Source organism: SAR202 cluster bacterium, from assembly GCA_016872355.1.
Taxonomy (GTDB): Bacteria; Chloroflexota; Dehalococcoidia; order Lucifugimonadales; family VGZY01; genus VGZY01.
Genome location: VGZY01000065.1, coordinates 1 through 15,748 on the forward strand (window position 1 = coordinate 1; position 15,748 = coordinate 15,748).

At 63.4% G+C, this 15,748-nt stretch carries 13 protein-coding genes and 1 pseudogene; 6 read left to right on the forward strand and 8 right to left on the reverse strand.

The features are described from left to right. Positions 1–132: IS5/IS1182 family transposase (locus FJ319_11810; GenBank protein ID MBM3934963.1), on the reverse strand; the 132-nt coding region annotated here is incomplete at its 3' end. 146 nt (positions 133–278) lie between these two features. Here FJ319_11810 and FJ319_11815 point away from each other — a divergent pair. From FJ319_11815 to FJ319_11830, 4 genes are all read left to right on the forward strand, one after another. Beyond that, on the forward strand, positions 279–2,657 hold the full coding sequence (locus tag FJ319_11815; GenBank protein ID MBM3934964.1) for a penicillin acylase family protein: 2,379 nt from the start codon (positions 279–281) through the stop codon (positions 2,655–2,657). Next, positions 2,658–3,692, forward strand: coding sequence for a 2-dehydropantoate 2-reductase (locus tag FJ319_11820; protein MBM3934965.1), 1,035 nt, complete (start codon positions 2,658–2,660; stop codon positions 3,690–3,692). 616 nt (positions 3,693–4,308) lie between these two features. After that, on the forward strand, positions 4,309–5,313 hold the full coding sequence (locus FJ319_11825) for a hypothetical protein (protein ID MBM3934966.1): 1,005 nt from the start codon (positions 4,309–4,311) through the stop codon (positions 5,311–5,313). 107 nt (positions 5,314–5,420) lie between these two features. Continuing rightward, positions 5,421–6,377, forward strand: a complete 957-nt coding sequence (locus FJ319_11830) for a hypothetical protein (GenBank protein ID MBM3934967.1) — start codon at positions 5,421–5,423, stop codon at positions 6,375–6,377. A 79-nt stretch (positions 6,378–6,456) separates the two neighbouring features. Here the strand turns inward: FJ319_11830 and FJ319_11835 are convergent. The 6 genes and pseudogenes from FJ319_11835 to FJ319_11860 all read right to left on the reverse strand — a co-directional run bounded on the left by FJ319_11835 (position 6,457) and on the right by FJ319_11860 (position 12,255). Continuing rightward, positions 6,457–6,546 (reverse strand): annotated as a pseudogene (locus FJ319_11835) (histone H1). A gap of 217 nt (positions 6,547–6,763) precedes the next feature. Then, complete coding sequence (locus FJ319_11840) at positions 6,764–7,723, reverse strand: Mrp/NBP35 family ATP-binding protein (GenBank protein ID MBM3934968.1); 960 nt, start codon at positions 7,721–7,723, stop codon at positions 6,764–6,766. A 26-nt stretch (positions 7,724–7,749) separates the two neighbouring features. Continuing rightward, positions 7,750–8,064 carry a metal-sulfur cluster assembly factor gene (locus tag FJ319_11845; protein MBM3934969.1) on the reverse strand — a complete coding sequence of 105 codons (315 nt, stop codon included), beginning with the start codon at positions 8,062–8,064 and terminating at the stop codon, positions 7,750–7,752. 58 nt (positions 8,065–8,122) lie between these two features. Then, positions 8,123–9,409: an MFS transporter gene (locus FJ319_11850; protein ID MBM3934970.1), complete on the reverse strand. Its 1,287-nt coding sequence runs from the start codon at positions 9,407–9,409 to the stop codon at positions 8,123–8,125. A gap of 3 nt (positions 9,410–9,412) precedes the next feature. After that, the gene (locus tag FJ319_11855) at positions 9,413–10,753 is read right to left on the reverse strand and encodes an MFS transporter (protein ID MBM3934971.1); all 1,341 of its coding nucleotides are present in this window, start codon (positions 10,751–10,753) and stop codon (positions 9,413–9,415) included. Next, positions 10,750–12,255, reverse strand: coding sequence for an MFS transporter (locus FJ319_11860; GenBank protein MBM3934972.1), 1,506 nt, complete (start codon positions 12,253–12,255; stop codon positions 10,750–10,752). Before FJ319_11860 ends, FJ319_11855 begins: the two co-directional genes overlap by 4 nt. Positions 12,256–12,666: 411 nt before the next feature. Here FJ319_11860 and FJ319_11865 point away from each other — a divergent pair, with 411 nt between their 5' ends. Both FJ319_11865 and FJ319_11870 read left to right on the forward strand, forming a co-directional pair. After that, positions 12,667–14,025, forward strand: coding sequence for a hypothetical protein (locus FJ319_11865; GenBank protein ID MBM3934973.1), 1,359 nt, complete (start codon positions 12,667–12,669; stop codon positions 14,023–14,025). 87 nt (positions 14,026–14,112) lie between these two features. After that, positions 14,113–15,273, forward strand: coding sequence for a phage portal protein (locus FJ319_11870; protein ID MBM3934974.1), 1,161 nt, complete (start codon positions 14,113–14,115; stop codon positions 15,271–15,273). 97 nt (positions 15,274–15,370) lie between these two features. Here the strand turns inward: FJ319_11870 and FJ319_11875 are convergent, their stop codons facing one another. Continuing rightward, on the reverse strand, positions 15,371–15,709 hold the full coding sequence (locus FJ319_11875) for a hypothetical protein (GenBank protein ID MBM3934975.1): 339 nt from the start codon (positions 15,707–15,709) through the stop codon (positions 15,371–15,373). Positions 15,710–15,748: the final 39 nt, after the last annotated feature.

The window sequence follows — 15,748 nt, forward strand, 5'->3', positions numbered from 1 at the left end:
GATATCTGACACCAGCTTTCCCATCTTTTCCCAGTCCACAACTTGGGCTATCCTCTCCAATCGCTCGTTACGCCCAACCTGCTCGGGAAGGAACGCTTCGATCATGGACGGGTTTCCCATATTGCGGTGCATGGCTCACTCCATTTTGCTATATCTTCCTCGCACATGTATGATTATCGCCTCTACCCCGGGTTATGCAAAGGTCTCCTCAGGGAAGGGGCAGGGGTTAGGTCGGGGTAGCTGGGCGCCGGCCATACGTAACACATAAGGAGCCTGACATGACCCTGACGGACAAGGACGCTCTCATTCGCCTCGGCGCCGGCGAGCCGATGGACAAGGTCGCCGCCGCCGCCGGTATGAAGGCGGACGCCTTCCGCGACTGGTTCAGCCGGCAGGCCACGGCCCGCGTGGCCGATACGGCGGGCTCCAAGAAGGCGAAGCTGAGCGGCGACGTCGAGATCATCCGCGACAGGTGGGGCGTCCCGCACATCTACGGCTCCACGGACGACGCAGTCTTCTTCGGCTACGGCTACGCGATGGCCCAGGACCGCCTGTTCCAGCTGGACTACTACCGCCGCCGCGCGATGGGCACGCTGTCCGAGGTCCTCGGCCCCTCCGGCCTGGAGCTGGACACCGTCGCCCGCACCATCGGCTTCAACCGCCTCTCCCGCCTCACGGTCAAGAAACTCCCGCCGCAAACGCACAAACGCCTCCAGTGCTTCTCGGACGGCATCAACGCCGTCATCGAGCAATCAAAAGACAAGCTCCCCATCGAGTTCGCGCTGCTGGACTACAAGCCCGCGCCGTGGACTCCGCAGGACTCCGTCGCCGTGTGGAAGGAGTTCCAGTGGTACCTGACTGGCCGCATGCCCGTCATCGCCATCCCTGAGCTGGCGAAGCGCACGCTCGGCGACGGCCCGCTCTACAAGCTCTTCCTGAAGGGCGAGGCCGACAACGAGTCGATCATCCCGCCCGGCTCCTACGAGCCCCGCCGGACCTGGGAGGAGCCCGTAGGCGAGGTCATCAGCGACCCTAACGAGGGCATCGGCAGCAACAACTGGGTCGTCGCCCCCTCGCGCAGCGCCTCGGGCGCGGCTATGGTCGCCAGCGACCCGCACATCGCCTTCGGCGCGGCCAACTGCTGGTACGAGGCGCACTTCTCCGGCGGGGCGTTCAACGCCGTCGGCTCCGGATATGTCGGCGTCCCCGGCATCCTCTTCGGCCGGAACGACCGCATCGCCTGGGGCATCACGAACAACATTTGCTCGCAGCGCGATTTGTACGCCGAGAAGACGGACGCCGCCCACACCGGCCACTTCCTGTACGATGGCAAGTGGGAGAAGGCGAAGGAGATCGTCGAGGAGATAAAGGTCAAGGGCGGCCAGACGGTCAAAAAGTCGGTCAAATACTCCCGCAACGGCCCAATCGTCGACGAGATCCTGCCCGCGCCGCTCCGCAAGATGGGTCCGGTGACGATCAAGTGGCTGGGCGCTTCGATCTCCGATGAGATCACCAGCATGCTCGCCTTCAACCAGTCGAAGACCGCCTCCGAGGCGCGCGGCACGCTGAAGGGGTGGTTTGTCCCTACTCTGAGCTTTGTCTTCGCCGACCGCGAGGGCCACATCGGCTACAAGTGCAGCGGCCGCCTGCCCATCCGCGACGGCTGGGACCGCGCCTTCCGTCCCGGCTGGGACCCCGCGCACCAGTGGAAGGGCGTCACGCCGTTCGAGCGCATGCCGGAGCTGTCCGACCCCACCAACGGCTGGATACGCACCGCCAACAACCGCACCGCGCCGGAGGACTTCCCCTACCCGCTTGGCGGAACCTGGAGCAGTGGCCACCGCGCCATGCGCATCCGCCAGATGCTTGAGGAGCAGGAGAAGTTCACCCGCGAGGACTTCGCCCGCATGCAGCGCGATGTCCTCTCCATCCGCGCCGTCGAGTGTGTCCCCGGTATCGTACGGCTGCTGGAGCACCACCCGGACCCCAAAATCAAGGCCGCTGTAAAGTGCCTCAAGTCCTGGGACAGCCGCATGGAGCCCGACCGCGTTGCCGCCTCGATATTCGACATCTTCTTCCAGAAGTGGTGCGAAGCGATAGCGGCCGAGCGGTTCACGCCGGACTCCGTCATGGTCATGGCGGGCGCTGCGGGCGGCATCGCCGTGGAGCTGCTCGCCGGCGACAAGCTCGGATGGTTCTCGAAGCGCAAGTACGAGGACGCCGTCTCCGGCTCTATGCTGGAGGCAATCGCCTTCCTGGAGGGCAAGTTCGGCAAGGACATGGACAACTGGAACTGGGGCAACCTGCATCGCCTCAAGCTGGCGCACCTGCTCTCCGGCAGGGGCAGCCTGGGCGAGCTCCTCGACCGCGGGGGCGATCCGTGCCACGGCAACGGCACGACGGTCTGCAACACCGGCTTCGACCCCAACTACATGGCGGCGCTGGGCGCGAACTACCGGATCAATGCCGACCTCGCAGAGGACCCGCCCGGCCTGTGGTCGGCGGACTCCTCCGGCACGTCCGGCAACCCGGGCAGCAAGAACTATTGCGACCAGTCCCAGACATGGCTCTCCGGAAAGCACAAGTACATCCCCATCGACCGCAAGCGCGTCGAAGCCGGGGCGGAAGCGAAACTGACAATCAAAGGAACTGCGTAAATAGATAACACCCGTATCGGCGTTCTCGGCGTCGGCGCAATCGGCGGCCTCATCGGCGGCAGCCTCGCACGCGCGGGCTACGACGTGACGCTCATCGACACCTGGCCCGCGAACGTCGAGAAGATCAAGGCGGACGGCATCACCGTCAAGACGATGGAGGAGGAGTTCAACGTCAAGTCGACCGCCCTCCACCTGGGGGAGCTCTCGGCGGCAAACAAGTCCTTCGACATCGTCTTCCTCGCCTTCAAGTCGTTCGACACCGCGTGGGCCTCGAAGTTCATCGAGCCCTACCTCGCGCCCGGCGGCTACGTCGTCTCGGCCCAGAACGGCATCAACGAGGAATCCATCGCCACGGTCCTCGGCTGGACGCGCGTCGTCGGCCTGGTGATCACCCTTGGCGCAGCAATATACGAGCCCGGCAGGCCGCAGCGCACGAGCCCATGGACCGACCGCACTGCCTTCACGATGGGCGAGCCGAGCGGACTCGTGTCGCCGCGCCTTGAGAAGCTCTGCAAGGTCATGGGCACCGTCGGGCTGTCCAAGACGACGACCAACCTCTGGGGCGAGCGCTGGGGCAAGCTGTCCGTCAACGCAATGGGCAACTCCCTCGCCGGCATGGGCGGCCTCAAGACCGCCGAGGTCTACCAGAACCCCGTCCCGCGCAAGCTCACCATCCGCGTCGCGCACGAGCTCACCCAGGTTGCCACGGCGCTCGGCGTGAGCGTCGGCCCCATCGGCGGCATCGCCGCCGCGCGCTTCACGGAGGCGATGCAGGACGGCGCAAAGATGGAAGCGCTTGAAGGTGAGATGGTAGAGCGCAGCAAGGCGCTCGGGATCGGCCGCCCCTCCATGGCCCAGGACCTGATGAAACGCCGCAAAACGGAGATAGACTTCCTCAACGGTCATATCGTGACCAAGGGCCGCGAGATCGGCATCGCAACACCCGTCAACGAGCAGGTGGTGGCCACACTGAAGCGCGTAGAGCGCGGCGAGATAACGCAGTCGATAGAGAATGTGCGGGGCGTAAGGTACTAGAGGGGTACGGGGTACGGCCCCGATTCGAGGACTTCCCGATTCCCAAGGGTCATACGGGATCTGCGATATCGGGGGCCAGAGCGAGGTACGGGGTACGGTAACAGCCGGAGCAGCCGTTAGCCCTCACCCTTTGGGTCAAAGCACCCAAAGGCCTCTCCCTCGGGGAGAGGAGGGAACAAGCAGCCACCTAACCCCTGGCCCTTCCCTGAGAGGGAAGGGGTTCTGAAGCCGAGCCCTCGGCTCGGCGGGTTATCTCCGGGCAGTTGCCTCGATGGGAGTCTGAGGCGCAGCCCTCAGTGGGGTACGGGGCGAAGCCCCGCACCGGGGTCTGGGGCGGAGCCCCAGGGTACTGTTCCCCCTCTCTCCGTGCACGGAGAGAGGGGGCCAGGGGGAGAGAGGTCTGGGCGGTGTCCGGTACCAGAGCGAGCCACACCTTCCCGGGTATCCCTTGCCTTTGGGAGTACAGAGGGCGAAACCCTGGCTGGGGTTTGGGGCGAAGCCCCACGGATATTTTCTCATTCCCCCTTCAGAGCGAAGCGATAGAAGGGGGTCAGGGGGATGTCCGAAGGCGTTGGTAACTGGCAGTCCCACTATAAACGTGTTACCCTTCGTCGTGATGGCTTTTAACTCCATCCGACCAGGAGGTCCCCCTATATCCCGCTTCCGCGACTCCCGCGATGTCGGCGCCTGCTTCCTGCTCGCGCGCATGAACAAGGACGGCTCCTACGGCGACATTAAGCTCGGCACCGGCCAGTACTACAAGACCGTATGGGCCCTCCAGTGTTCCGGCTACTCCAACGAGGCTAACCGCATCCTTGACTGGGTGCGCCGCACCGGGATGACGGACAAGGGCGACTTTGGCCCCAGGCCGTCCGGGCCGCAGGACTACGACTACACGTACCACAACATGTGGATCGTCATCGCCGCGCACCGCCTGGGCCAGCTCGATATCGCCCGCCGGGGCATGGACTTCCTCACGAGCTACCACGACCCCGACAACGGCGGCTTTTACTCCGCCGCCGAGAAGGGCGATGTCGGCAATCTCCAGGACATGTTTATCGTCGCCTTCGGCGGCCTTGCGGCCCTTCAGACAGGCCGCTTGGAGCTTGCGCGCGGCACCGGAAAGTGGTTCGAGACTGTCATGAACGCACAGCCGAACTTCCCTGCACAGATCTACACCGTCTACTCCCGCGACGCGGGACTGCATACGAAAGATACCGGCGGCCGCTACCTGGTGAACGCGCAGACGACCGTCGACCAGCAGTTCTTTCAGCCCGGCGCGGCGGCGGCGTTCCTTGCGCGGCTATACCAGGCCACAGGCGAGCGCCGCTGGCTGGACCTCGCCACGGAGTACATGCGATTCCCGGAGAACGCAAGCGACTTCCTCTTCAAGATCGTCCGCGCCGGGAAGGTCGGCTATGCCGCCTCTATCCTGTACACTATGACCGGCCAGGCGAAGTACCGCGACATGGCCATACGAATCGGCCACAACCTGGTCGCGCTCCAGTCGCCTGAGGGCTGGTGGACCACCGTCGGCGGCAACGCCGCAAACATTGAGTCCACCGCGGAGCGCGTGGCCTGGATGGACGAGATCGACCAGGCGGTGGGCCACCTGGTCTGAATAGTGAATTGAGAATAGTGAATAGTGAATTGAGCAGCCGGGACGTGCCAAGACCATCCACGTCTTGGAATGAACGGCGTCCAAATCCACCGTTAAGCAGTCACACCATGGACCGCTTCCGCGCAGCCCGCGACAAAGGCGCCGCCTACCTTCTCCGCAACGTGCACCCGGACGGCAGCTTCGGCAGCCCCGCGAAGGGCGTCACCGATTATTACAAGGTCATCTGGGCGCTGCAGGTCGCCGGGGAGACACACGCAGCCAACTCCATCTGCAATTGGGTGCGCCGCAACGGCATGACCGCTGAAGGCGACCTCGGCCCACGCCCGCCGGAGGCGAACGGCTATTACTACAACTACTACAACGCCTGGGTTGTAATCGGCGCGCACAAGCTGCAGCAGTACGACCTCTCGATGCGCGGGATGGACTTCATGCTGCGCACCTGGGACGAGGAGAGCGGCGGGTTCTTCTCAAGCGTCACGGAGCGCAAGAGCACCACGGAGATGGACCTGTGGGTGGTCTCCGGCTGCGGCCAGGCGGCGCTCATCACGGGCCACATCGACGTCGCGCGAGGGGTCGGCAGGTGGATGCGCACGCTCATGGAGCAGCAGCCCAACTTCCCAAAACAGCTTTACTCCGTCTACACGAAGGCGCAGGGGCTGATCACGAAGCTGGACCCGGCCACCGAGACCCGATACGTCATGAGCCAGGACGCCCAGCGCGACCAGTACTTCTTCCACCCCGGCATCGCAGGCGGCTTCCTTTCGAAGCTGTTCATGGCGACCGGCGAGCGAGAGTGGCTCGAGATGGCGAAGAAGTACATGGTGGTCGCCGAGGGCGCGAGCGACTACCTGATGAAGCTTGGCCGCGCGGGGAAGGTGGCCTGGGCGGCCTCGGTGCTGTGGACTCTGACCGGTGAGTCAAAGTACCGCGACATGGCCATACGCATTGGCGATAACATCATCGCGATGCAGCAGCCGGACGGCAGTTGGCACCAGAGCAACGACGGCACTGCGGAGATGACGGCATGGCTGGACGAGGTGTACCAGGCCGTGGGCGCCGGCTGAAACCGGCGGTACCCCGCACCCGCAAACATAAAAGGCCCCCGGAGATCCAGGGGCCTTTTGACTAGCAGGACGGACCTTGTTACTTCTTCTTCGGGGCCGCTGGCTTGGCCGCGGGTGCGGAGGGCTTGGCGGCCGGTGCGGCCTTGCCACCTGCGGGCTTCGCTGCGGGCTTTTCGTGATGCGCCATCTGAAATCCTCCTTCATTAGTTTCGACAATCTTACATCAACTTCGCACGTTTGTCAATATCTTGCGAATCCTGTCCTTCACAGCACCACATGTTGTGGTATTCGTACCACCGGAATAGATGGGATACATCCCCGACGGGCAATAGAAAAGGCCCGTCTTGTGACGGGCCCTCACATTCCTTCTCACTGCGCCGGCGGGACTACTTTGCCGCGCCGACTTCCAGCTTCGACAGTTGTGCCTTTAGCTGCTCCACAACGTGCTGGTACTCCTTGAACACCTGCCTGCTGGTCACAGTGGCCGGCTTGGAGGTGTCTCGGTACTCCTTGCGCATCTCCAGCCTGCCCAGGAACGGCAGGCCCATCTCCACGGCAAGGTCCTCACCTCCGCCGGAGCCGAACATCTCGCCTGAGAAGTTCTCAACAATGCCCAGAACATTAATCTTCAGCGTCTTGATCATGTTAATCGAACGCATGGCGTCGATCCTGGCGAGCTCCTGCGGCGTAGCGACGATCACGAAGCCGTCCATCGTCAGCGACTGCATGATGGTCAGCGGCGCGTCGGAGGTGCCCGGAGGGAGGTCGATGAGCAAGTAATCCAGGTCGCCCCAGTCGGTCGACTGCAGGAGCTGGCTGATGGCGTTGTGGATCATCGGCCCGCGCCAGATGATCGCCTCTTCTTCCTTCTGCTGGAAGAAGCCCATGGACATCACGCGCACGCCGTAGCGCTCCGGGGGCATGAGCTTTTTGTCCTCGGTCACCAGCGGCGGCTCGGACACCTTCATCGCCCGCACCACGTTGGGGCAGTCGATATCGACATCCAGGATGCCGACTCGCGCGCCCTCCTGGGCCAGCGTGACGGCCAAATTGCACGCGACGGTGGTCTTGCCCACCCCGCCCTTGCCGCTGTAGACGCCTATCTTGTACTTGATTCTGCCCAGGGAGTTGGCGATGTTCCGCTTCTGCTCCCAGGTGCGCTTCATCTGCTCGATCTTGGCGCGGGCCTGCGCCGCCTGGGCCGATTGCGGCCCGGCCTGCTGCTGCCCTACCTGCCTCGGCGCGGCATGGGCATGGCCCTCGTGAGAGTGACCTTCGTGTCCGTGTTCCTGTGTCATCGCGTCCTTCGTGCCCGGCCTGCTGGCCTTGTATTTGCCAACGACCAACTTCTAACTGCCACCGACCTGAAACCCTAGTCCAGCCCCAGGATTGCCTTGCCGTCTTCTGTGATCATCTCCGGCGTCCACGGCGGGTCGTAGACCATCTCAACCTCAACGTCTTCCACGCCCTCCAGCTCCGCGATGCGCCACTCCGCCTGCTGGGCGATATACGGACCCATGCCGCAGCCCGCGAACGTGAGCGTCATCTTGACCTTCACGTTGCCCTCGTCAACCTCGCAACCATAGACAAGCCCAAGGTCAACCACATTGACCGGTATCTCGGGGTCGAAAACGTCCTTGAGCGCCTGGAGAACGTCCTCCCGTGTGATCGTTGCCGCCTGCGTCATGAATCGTTCTCCATACCTGTTACAAAGAAATTTGACAATGCAACTACATTCTATATATTCAGGTAGGGGCAGTCAAATGAACCGGGCGGCCCATCACGCGCGGCAGGAAGACGGCAACGGCCAGCCCCCTGAACAGCCCCGCAATGAGCAGAAGCGTGAGCACCTGGAACTCGAATATCTCAGGCAGGCGGGAGGCAATGATGCCTCCGCCGACCGCCCCGATGAACGTACCCAGGGACGCCATCGCCCTGAAGGAGCCGAGGGCCGCCGGCCGCTCCTCGAGGTCGGACTGCTCCAGCACGAAGTTGAAGGTAGCCAGGTTCCATGCGGCCGTGAATATCCCCACCTGAATAAACATTACAAGCAGGAACCAGATGTTGCCGGAGACTAGGAATACGAGTGGCCACGTTGCCATTCCCGGCGTGGACAGCCACAGCACGTGGAGGTTGCCCTTCCTGTCCGCGATCCTGCCGAAGAGCGGCATCGCCGCCATGACGGCGATGTTCATGATCACGCCCAGCCCCACGAACACCGTGTAGCTGACCTCCAGATCGCGCAGCATGTACACGGCTATGAACGGCACGCTCGAACCCATCCCTATGTGGAAGATGAGAATGAAGAGGTTGTACCTCCCGAGCACGCTCTGTCCCATCTTCGCAAACTGGCCGTAGAGAGACACGGCGGGCTTGAGCCGCATCCCGGGCCGCGGGTCCACCACCTGCGTGAACATGGCGGCGGAGATAAGCCTCGCGGCGGTAGCCACCACAAACGCCATCACGAAGCCCCATACCGCCGCGTCGCCCAGGATGTCCAGTGAGAATGCAGCGCCCACGCCGACCCCAACCGCGACCAGTGTCGCCAACGACCCTCGCATCCCCAGGTACTTGCCCCGGCGGAACGCGGGCACCATGTCGGATATCCAGCTCCCCCATGGCCCGTCGCCCAGCAGGAAGAGCGCGACGCCGAGCGCGCTCAGCGCTATCATCGTCCATACTCTGTATTCGGCCGGTAGCCACGGCACCGCCGCCAGGAGCAAGAACGGCAGCGCGCCAAGCAGGATGATCGTCATGAGCATGCGCTTGCGCCCGCCGCACCACTTCACGAAGTGCGCGGCCCTGAGCTGCGCGGAGGCGCACGTGAGCTCCACCGCCCCGCTGTACACGCCCATCTGGAAGGTGCTGGCCCCAAGCCATACGGCAAACGGTGCGAGCAGGTTCTGGAAGACCGCGAGGGTTATCGCCCCGGGGATGACCTCTATGAACATGATCCGCGCGCCGCGCTTCCGTTCGGGGCGGTCGTACTCGGATGTCAGTGAAGTCGGCTTGTCTATTGCAGCTTGTGTCATATGTTATTCGGTCTTTTGCCGCGCCGGCTTAGCCGGGGCCGCCCTGAACAGGTCCACTAGTGAAGCACGGAACGATCTCCCGCTCGTCCCGCGGACGAACTGCAGAACTGCGAAGACGGAGGCCGTTCTTATCACGGCGCTGACTGCGAACATCGTTAGAAGAGAGTAGCCGAAGATGCCAGGCACCCTGGACGCGATGACCCCGCCGATGATTGCGCCGATGAACAGACCGGCTGCCATCATGCTCCGGGCATACCCGACGGCGGACGGCCGCGCGCCCTCCTCAGAGTGCTCCAGCACGAAGTTGTAGAGCACTATCGCCCATCCCGCGGTGACCGCCCCCACGATTGCGTACGCTGTCGTCAGGTACCAGAGGTTGGGCGAAACCAGGTGCACCAGCGGCCAGAGACCGTTGGTTATGCCCGTGACAACCAGCACAAACATGTTCCCGCGCCGGTCGCAGACCTTTCCCCACCAGGGCAGCGTGAGCGCCATAGTGACGAACTGCACCATGTTCAGGGCCACGAAGACCGTGTACTTCAAGTCGAGATCGCGCAGCAGGTACACGCTGAAGAACGGCGTCCCGAAACCAATGCCGATGTGGTACCACAAAAGAAAGATGTTGTACCTTCCCAAAAGGCTGCTCCGGAGACCGTAGAACATCTTCCACGGCATTGGTCCCGGCTGCAGCTTGAGCTCAGGCCTCGGGTCCACAATCCGCCAGTAGAACGCAAGGGAAACCAGCCTGGCAGCCGCAGCTACGCTGAACGCCGCAACGAACCCCCACAGCACCGCGTCGTGCAGCAGGTCAAGGACAAACGCCCCGCAGAGTCCCACAGCCATCGTCGTCACGCTTACCATGGACATCCGCAGGCCCAGGTAGCGGCCTCGCCGGTGCACCGGCACAAGATCGGACATCCAGCTTCCCCAGACAGGGTCAGCCACGACGAAGAGCGCCACGGCGACGCCACCTATCGGGATAAGCGCCCACACCCTCGCGCCTTCAGGAAGGAGCGGAACGAGTGAGATGAAGACCCATGGCAGCGCGCCCACAGCCATCGTCGCCAGAAGCATCCGCTTGCGCCCGCCCATCAGGCCCACGAGCCTGGCAGCGAACATAAGCGAGGCGGCAATGAACATATTCACAACCGCGCTCAGAATGCCGACCTGGAAGGTGGAGGCGCCGAGCCTGATGGCGAACGCAGCCAGGAGGTTCGACTGGACCGCCTCCGGCACGCAGCCGAAATTCGACTCGACAAGCATCAGCCGAGCGCCGCGCTTCCTCTCCGGCCGCTCGTACTCGGAAAAAACGCTCGGTTGTACATCGGTCGCTACTGTCGTCACGTCAGTCTTTGTTTCGGAGAGCGGAGCAGTCCCGCCAGCCGTGAGAAGTACCCCTGTCCCTCGTTGCTCTCATCCTTCAGTACGCTCGGCAGCACGCCGATGCTCGCAACGCGCAGCACAGTAGTTATCACGCACATCGTCAGAAGCGGGTAGCCGAACATCGCCGGCACGCGCGTGGCGATCAGGCCGCCCAGAAGCGCGCCCGTGAACATTCCAAGGGAAATCACGCCCCTGGAGTACCCAACGGCAGAGGTCCGCATCGTATCCTCAGAGCGCTCGAGCACGAAGTTGTAGAGCACTATGCCCCAGCCGGCCTGCGTCATTCCCACGACCGCGTACGCGACAAACAGGTAAAGGATGGAGGTCGAAAATACATGGACGATCGGCCACAGGGCTACGGCAAGTCCCGAGAGCACAAGGACGAACATGTTGCCGCGCCTGTCTACTAAACGGCCCCACCACGGCATTGTCAGGGCTACCGCGATGTTGCAGACCATGTTCAGGCCCACGTAAACCGTGAAAGAAACGCCCAGGTCTCTCAGTAGATACACACTGAAGAAGGGGCTGCCTATGCCGGCCGCAAAGTGGAACAGGAGCAGGAACTTGTTGTAGCGCCCCAGCACGCTCCTGTTCATCTGCCTGAACTGCGTCCAGGGCATCGGCCCCATGTGCAGCTTCAGGTCCGGCCTTGGATCGGGTATACGCGTATAGATGACGAGTGAGACTATTCTCGCCGCGGCTGCCACAAGGAATGCCGCCGCAAAGCCCCACATCACCGCGCCGTGCAGCCTGTCCAGCACCGCCGCGGCGGACATGCCGACGGACATCGTCGTCAGCGTGACCATCGAGCCGCGCACGCCCAGGTAACGGCCGCGCCGGCTGGAAGGCACCAGATCTGACATCCAACTGTTCCAGGCAGGGTCGCCCAGGATCATGAGCGCCGTAGCCGCACCGGCCAACGGGATCATCGCCCAGACCCGCACCGACTCGGACATGAGAGGAACGACTGCCAGGAACACCCAGGGCAACGCGCCGGCGAGCATCGTAGCGATGAGCATGCGCTTCCGGCCGCCCAGCAGCCGCACGATATGCGCGGCGAACATGAGAGAAACGGCGATGAACATGTCCACGATCGCGCTGTACATGCCCATCTGGAAGCTCGTTGCGCCAAGCTTGAGCGCGAAGCCACCCAGGAGGTTGCCCTGTATGCCGGCAGGGACGGCGCTGGAAAGCGACTCGATGAGCATCAACCGCGCGCCGCGCTTGCGCTCCGGCCGGTCATACTCGGAATTGATCGCGCTCTTCCTCGAGCCCGGCGGCAGCGGCGGCGCAAACACACGGCTGCCATCCCGCCACCCACTCGAAGGGTGCGCAATGGAGATGTCCTTCGCCGAGGCGGACCCGACAGAGAGGGTGACCGGGGCGGTGGAGTCCTGCGGCGCCGTCTGCCGGCTATCAACGGCGGTGGCCGCGTCGTGGGGCGGCTTCGAAGCGGTAGTCATGAAGGGTACAAGACCTCAGTAAGGGGGTAAAAAAATCCCTCGCGCAAGCGAGGGAAAGTACGCAGTATTTTTCATGAACAATGGTTCAGATGCGCTCACGAAAAAGCGTACACCCGAACATATGTAGTGTCAATCGCTTTGCATGCAGCCTGGTCGGTAACCACGGCACACTGCTCCACGACTGGCGCGCGGCGATTGGTACGCGGTGAACGCTTGGGACCCGGCAAGTCCTAACGGCGGCGGTTTTCGTAATTGCATCATGTTGCGCCCGCCAGGCTTACCGGCATGTATCGCCGGCAGGCATTTGCGGCTGCCTTGACAGAGTGTCTTCTTGTGCTAATCTTGTTCTAAAGGGACAACCCGCGCGGGCTGTCCCTTTGTGTTTTGGCGCTGTTATCAAGGAGGGGAAGGGTGGAAGAAGCGCAGGATAAAGCAAAGAGCCAGAATCGGGCCTTGTGTGACCGGTCAGTGGAGTCCGAAAGGTCAGACGAGTCAGACTCGTCTGACGGCTCAAATAAGGGGAAGGGGGCAATTCAAGAGTCTCCGTCAAAGTGGATTGAGAGGGTGCTCGGAGAGCCGCTCTACCAGAAACAGCGCGAGTTCCTCGACGCCGTGCCCGGGAACCGGAGGGTCTCCGTCGTTGGGTGCAACGGCTCCGGCAAGGATTGGGCAGCCGCGCGGCTGGTGCTCTGGTGGATGGAGAAGCCCTCGCCGGCAAAGGCGATCGTTACAGGGCCAACCACACGGCAGGTCAACGACATCGTCTGGAGCGAGATGCGGAGGGCGTACAGCATGGCGGCGGGACGCCTGCAGGGCAAGATGTTCCGCACCGCGAGGTACGAGGTGAGCGAGGAGAGCTTCGCGCTGGGCTTCGCGACCGACTCCCCGTACAACCTCCAGCGATTTCACTCCCCTAACCTGCTCGTCGTGGTGACGGAGGCCCATGCGGTGCGCACAGAGGACATCAACGCAATGCGCAGGCTTAACCCGTCGCGGCTCGTGATGACCGGCAACCCGTTCGTCATGGCGGGGGCGTTCTACGACTCCCACCATTCCAAGCGCCACCTGTACCGCACCGTGCATATAAGCGCGTTCGACACGCCGAACGTGATCGAGGGGCGGACGGTCGTACCGGGCATGGTGTCCGCGCAGGACATCCGGGACCGGAAGGACGAGTGGGGCGAGAACAGCTCGCTCTACATCGGCGGCGTCCTGGGCCGCTTCCCGGACAGCCTCGATAACTCGCTGGTGCCTCTACACCTGGCAACGGCGGCCGCGAACAGGGGCCTGACACCGTCCGGACCGGTTATCGTCGCCTGCGATGTGGCCAGGTTCGGCAACGACAAGACCGTGGCGGTCCGCAGGCAGTGCCCTCACGCCCGCATTATCTGGCGCGTGAAGGGCCGCGACACGATGCAGGTGGCCGGGTGGCTGAAGGGGTACTGCGATGCGAACCGTGTCGACGTGCTCGTGGTGGACGACACGGGCGTGGGCGGAGGCGTGGTGGACCGGCTCAGAGAGGCGGGGATCCGGAAGACGCGCCTCGTCCCGTTTATCGCCGGCGCTTCGGCCTCCGACAGGAACCGCCGTTACGCCAACAGGATTACGGAGGCGTGGTTCCGAATGGCGGAAGCCTACAGGGAAGGGTCGATCGATACGGACGACGACCCCGCGCTCATCGGCCAGGTGGCCAGCCGCCAGTACACCGTCGAGGGCGATAGCGCCGTCCGGCTCATGGGCAAGCACACAATGGGCGGGTCGCCGGACTAGGCAGATGCCCTCGCGATGACCTTTGCCGTAACCGGCGGCGGCTTCGGGATGTGGATATAAAGGCGAAGTATGAAGGATGAAGTATGAATGATGAAGGGGGAGGAAGAGATGAAGACAGGCTGGATGAGCAGGTTCAAATTTGCGATGGGCGGGATGAGGGCAGGACGGGCAGGGAGCAAGAACAAGAGGGCGAGCAGGGTCGCGCCGGCGCTGAGCGCTCGGTGGGAGCGGGAGTCCGGGGCGGGCGCGGCATGGACCCCGGCGCATTACGGCGAGTACTTCGCGCGCTCCGCAATGGTCTACGCTGCGATCAAGGTGCGGCAAGACGCCGTAGCCCAGGTGGCATGGGTCGCAACAGGGGACAACGCCGCCCGGCTACAGGCGCTGCTGGACCGCCCCAACCCGTTCTGGACGCGCGGCGACCTCTGGCGGGCGACGGAGTGCTACCTTGGGCTGTGGGGCTCCGCGTTCTGGGGCCTGGAACGCGACGAAGCCGGCGAGGTCTCCGAGATATGGCCGCTGAGGCCGGACAGGATGCGCGTGGTGCCGGACTCCAGGCGATACATCCGCGGCTTTGTGTACGTGAGCAATGGCGTCCCAACGGCCTCGTACACGCCGGACGACGTCGTGTGGATGCGGTACTTCAACCCGCTGGATGAGTACTCCGGGCTGTCCCCCATCGCGCCGCTGCGTCTCTCCGCGGACATGGGAATGGACGCGCTCCGGGCAAGCCGGAACAACCTCCGCAACGACAGCATGCCCGGGATGTTCATCGAGACGACGGATACCCCGGGCGACGACGAGATCACGGAGTTCTACGACCGTTGGGAGCGCCGCTACGGCGGTGTTGAGAATGTCCGCCGCCCCGCTCTGCTCAGCCCCGGCATGAGGGTGACATCCCTCGGCTTCAGTCCAAGGGAGATGGAGTACCTGCATACGCTTCGCTGGGGCCTGGAAGACATCGCCCGCGTTTACGGCGTCCCGAAGCCGATGCTGGGCGACATCGAGCATCTGAATATGTCCAACTTCGCGACGGCGCGGCGCGTCTTCTGGGAAGACACGATCGTCCCTCAGCTGGTGATGTACCGAGAGGCGATGAGCCGGTGGTTAGGGACTGTCAACTTCGACCTGAGCGGCATTGAGGCGCTGCGCGAAAACGAGAACGACAAGGCGACCCGCCGCGCCCTGTACGTGAGCCACGGCATCTTGACGCCGCAAGAGGTGCGGCAGGAGATGGGACTGGTATAAGGGGTGAGGGGTGTTGGGTGTTAGGTGTTTGGTTCGAGCCAACACCTAACACCCAACACCTAAAACCGGCTCCGATGGAGGACGCGCGGTGGCTGGCCTACGGCCGGTTCGAGAGCTGGAAGACGTTCCCTTCCGGGTCCTTCCCGTCGCACGTCTTCACGCCCGGGCCGTCGCCCGGGTCCTTCCCCATTTCGATGCCCTTTGCGATCATCTCGGCGCGGACCTTCGACACTTCCTCGCAATAGAATGCGATCTTCGTCTGGTTGGCAACGTTGCCCTTGGCCTTGTGCAGGGCCAGGTGGGCGACGCCCGTGTCGAAGTCGATCAGCGAGTTCGTCGTGAGCACTCGCTTGAGGCCGAGCTTCTGCTCGTAGAACTCGGCCACCTTCTCAATATCGTTGCAAAAGAGTATGACGCGCTTGAGCTGGAACTGCATTGGATGGCCTAGGGTACGTGTTGCGAGCACCCCCCCCCA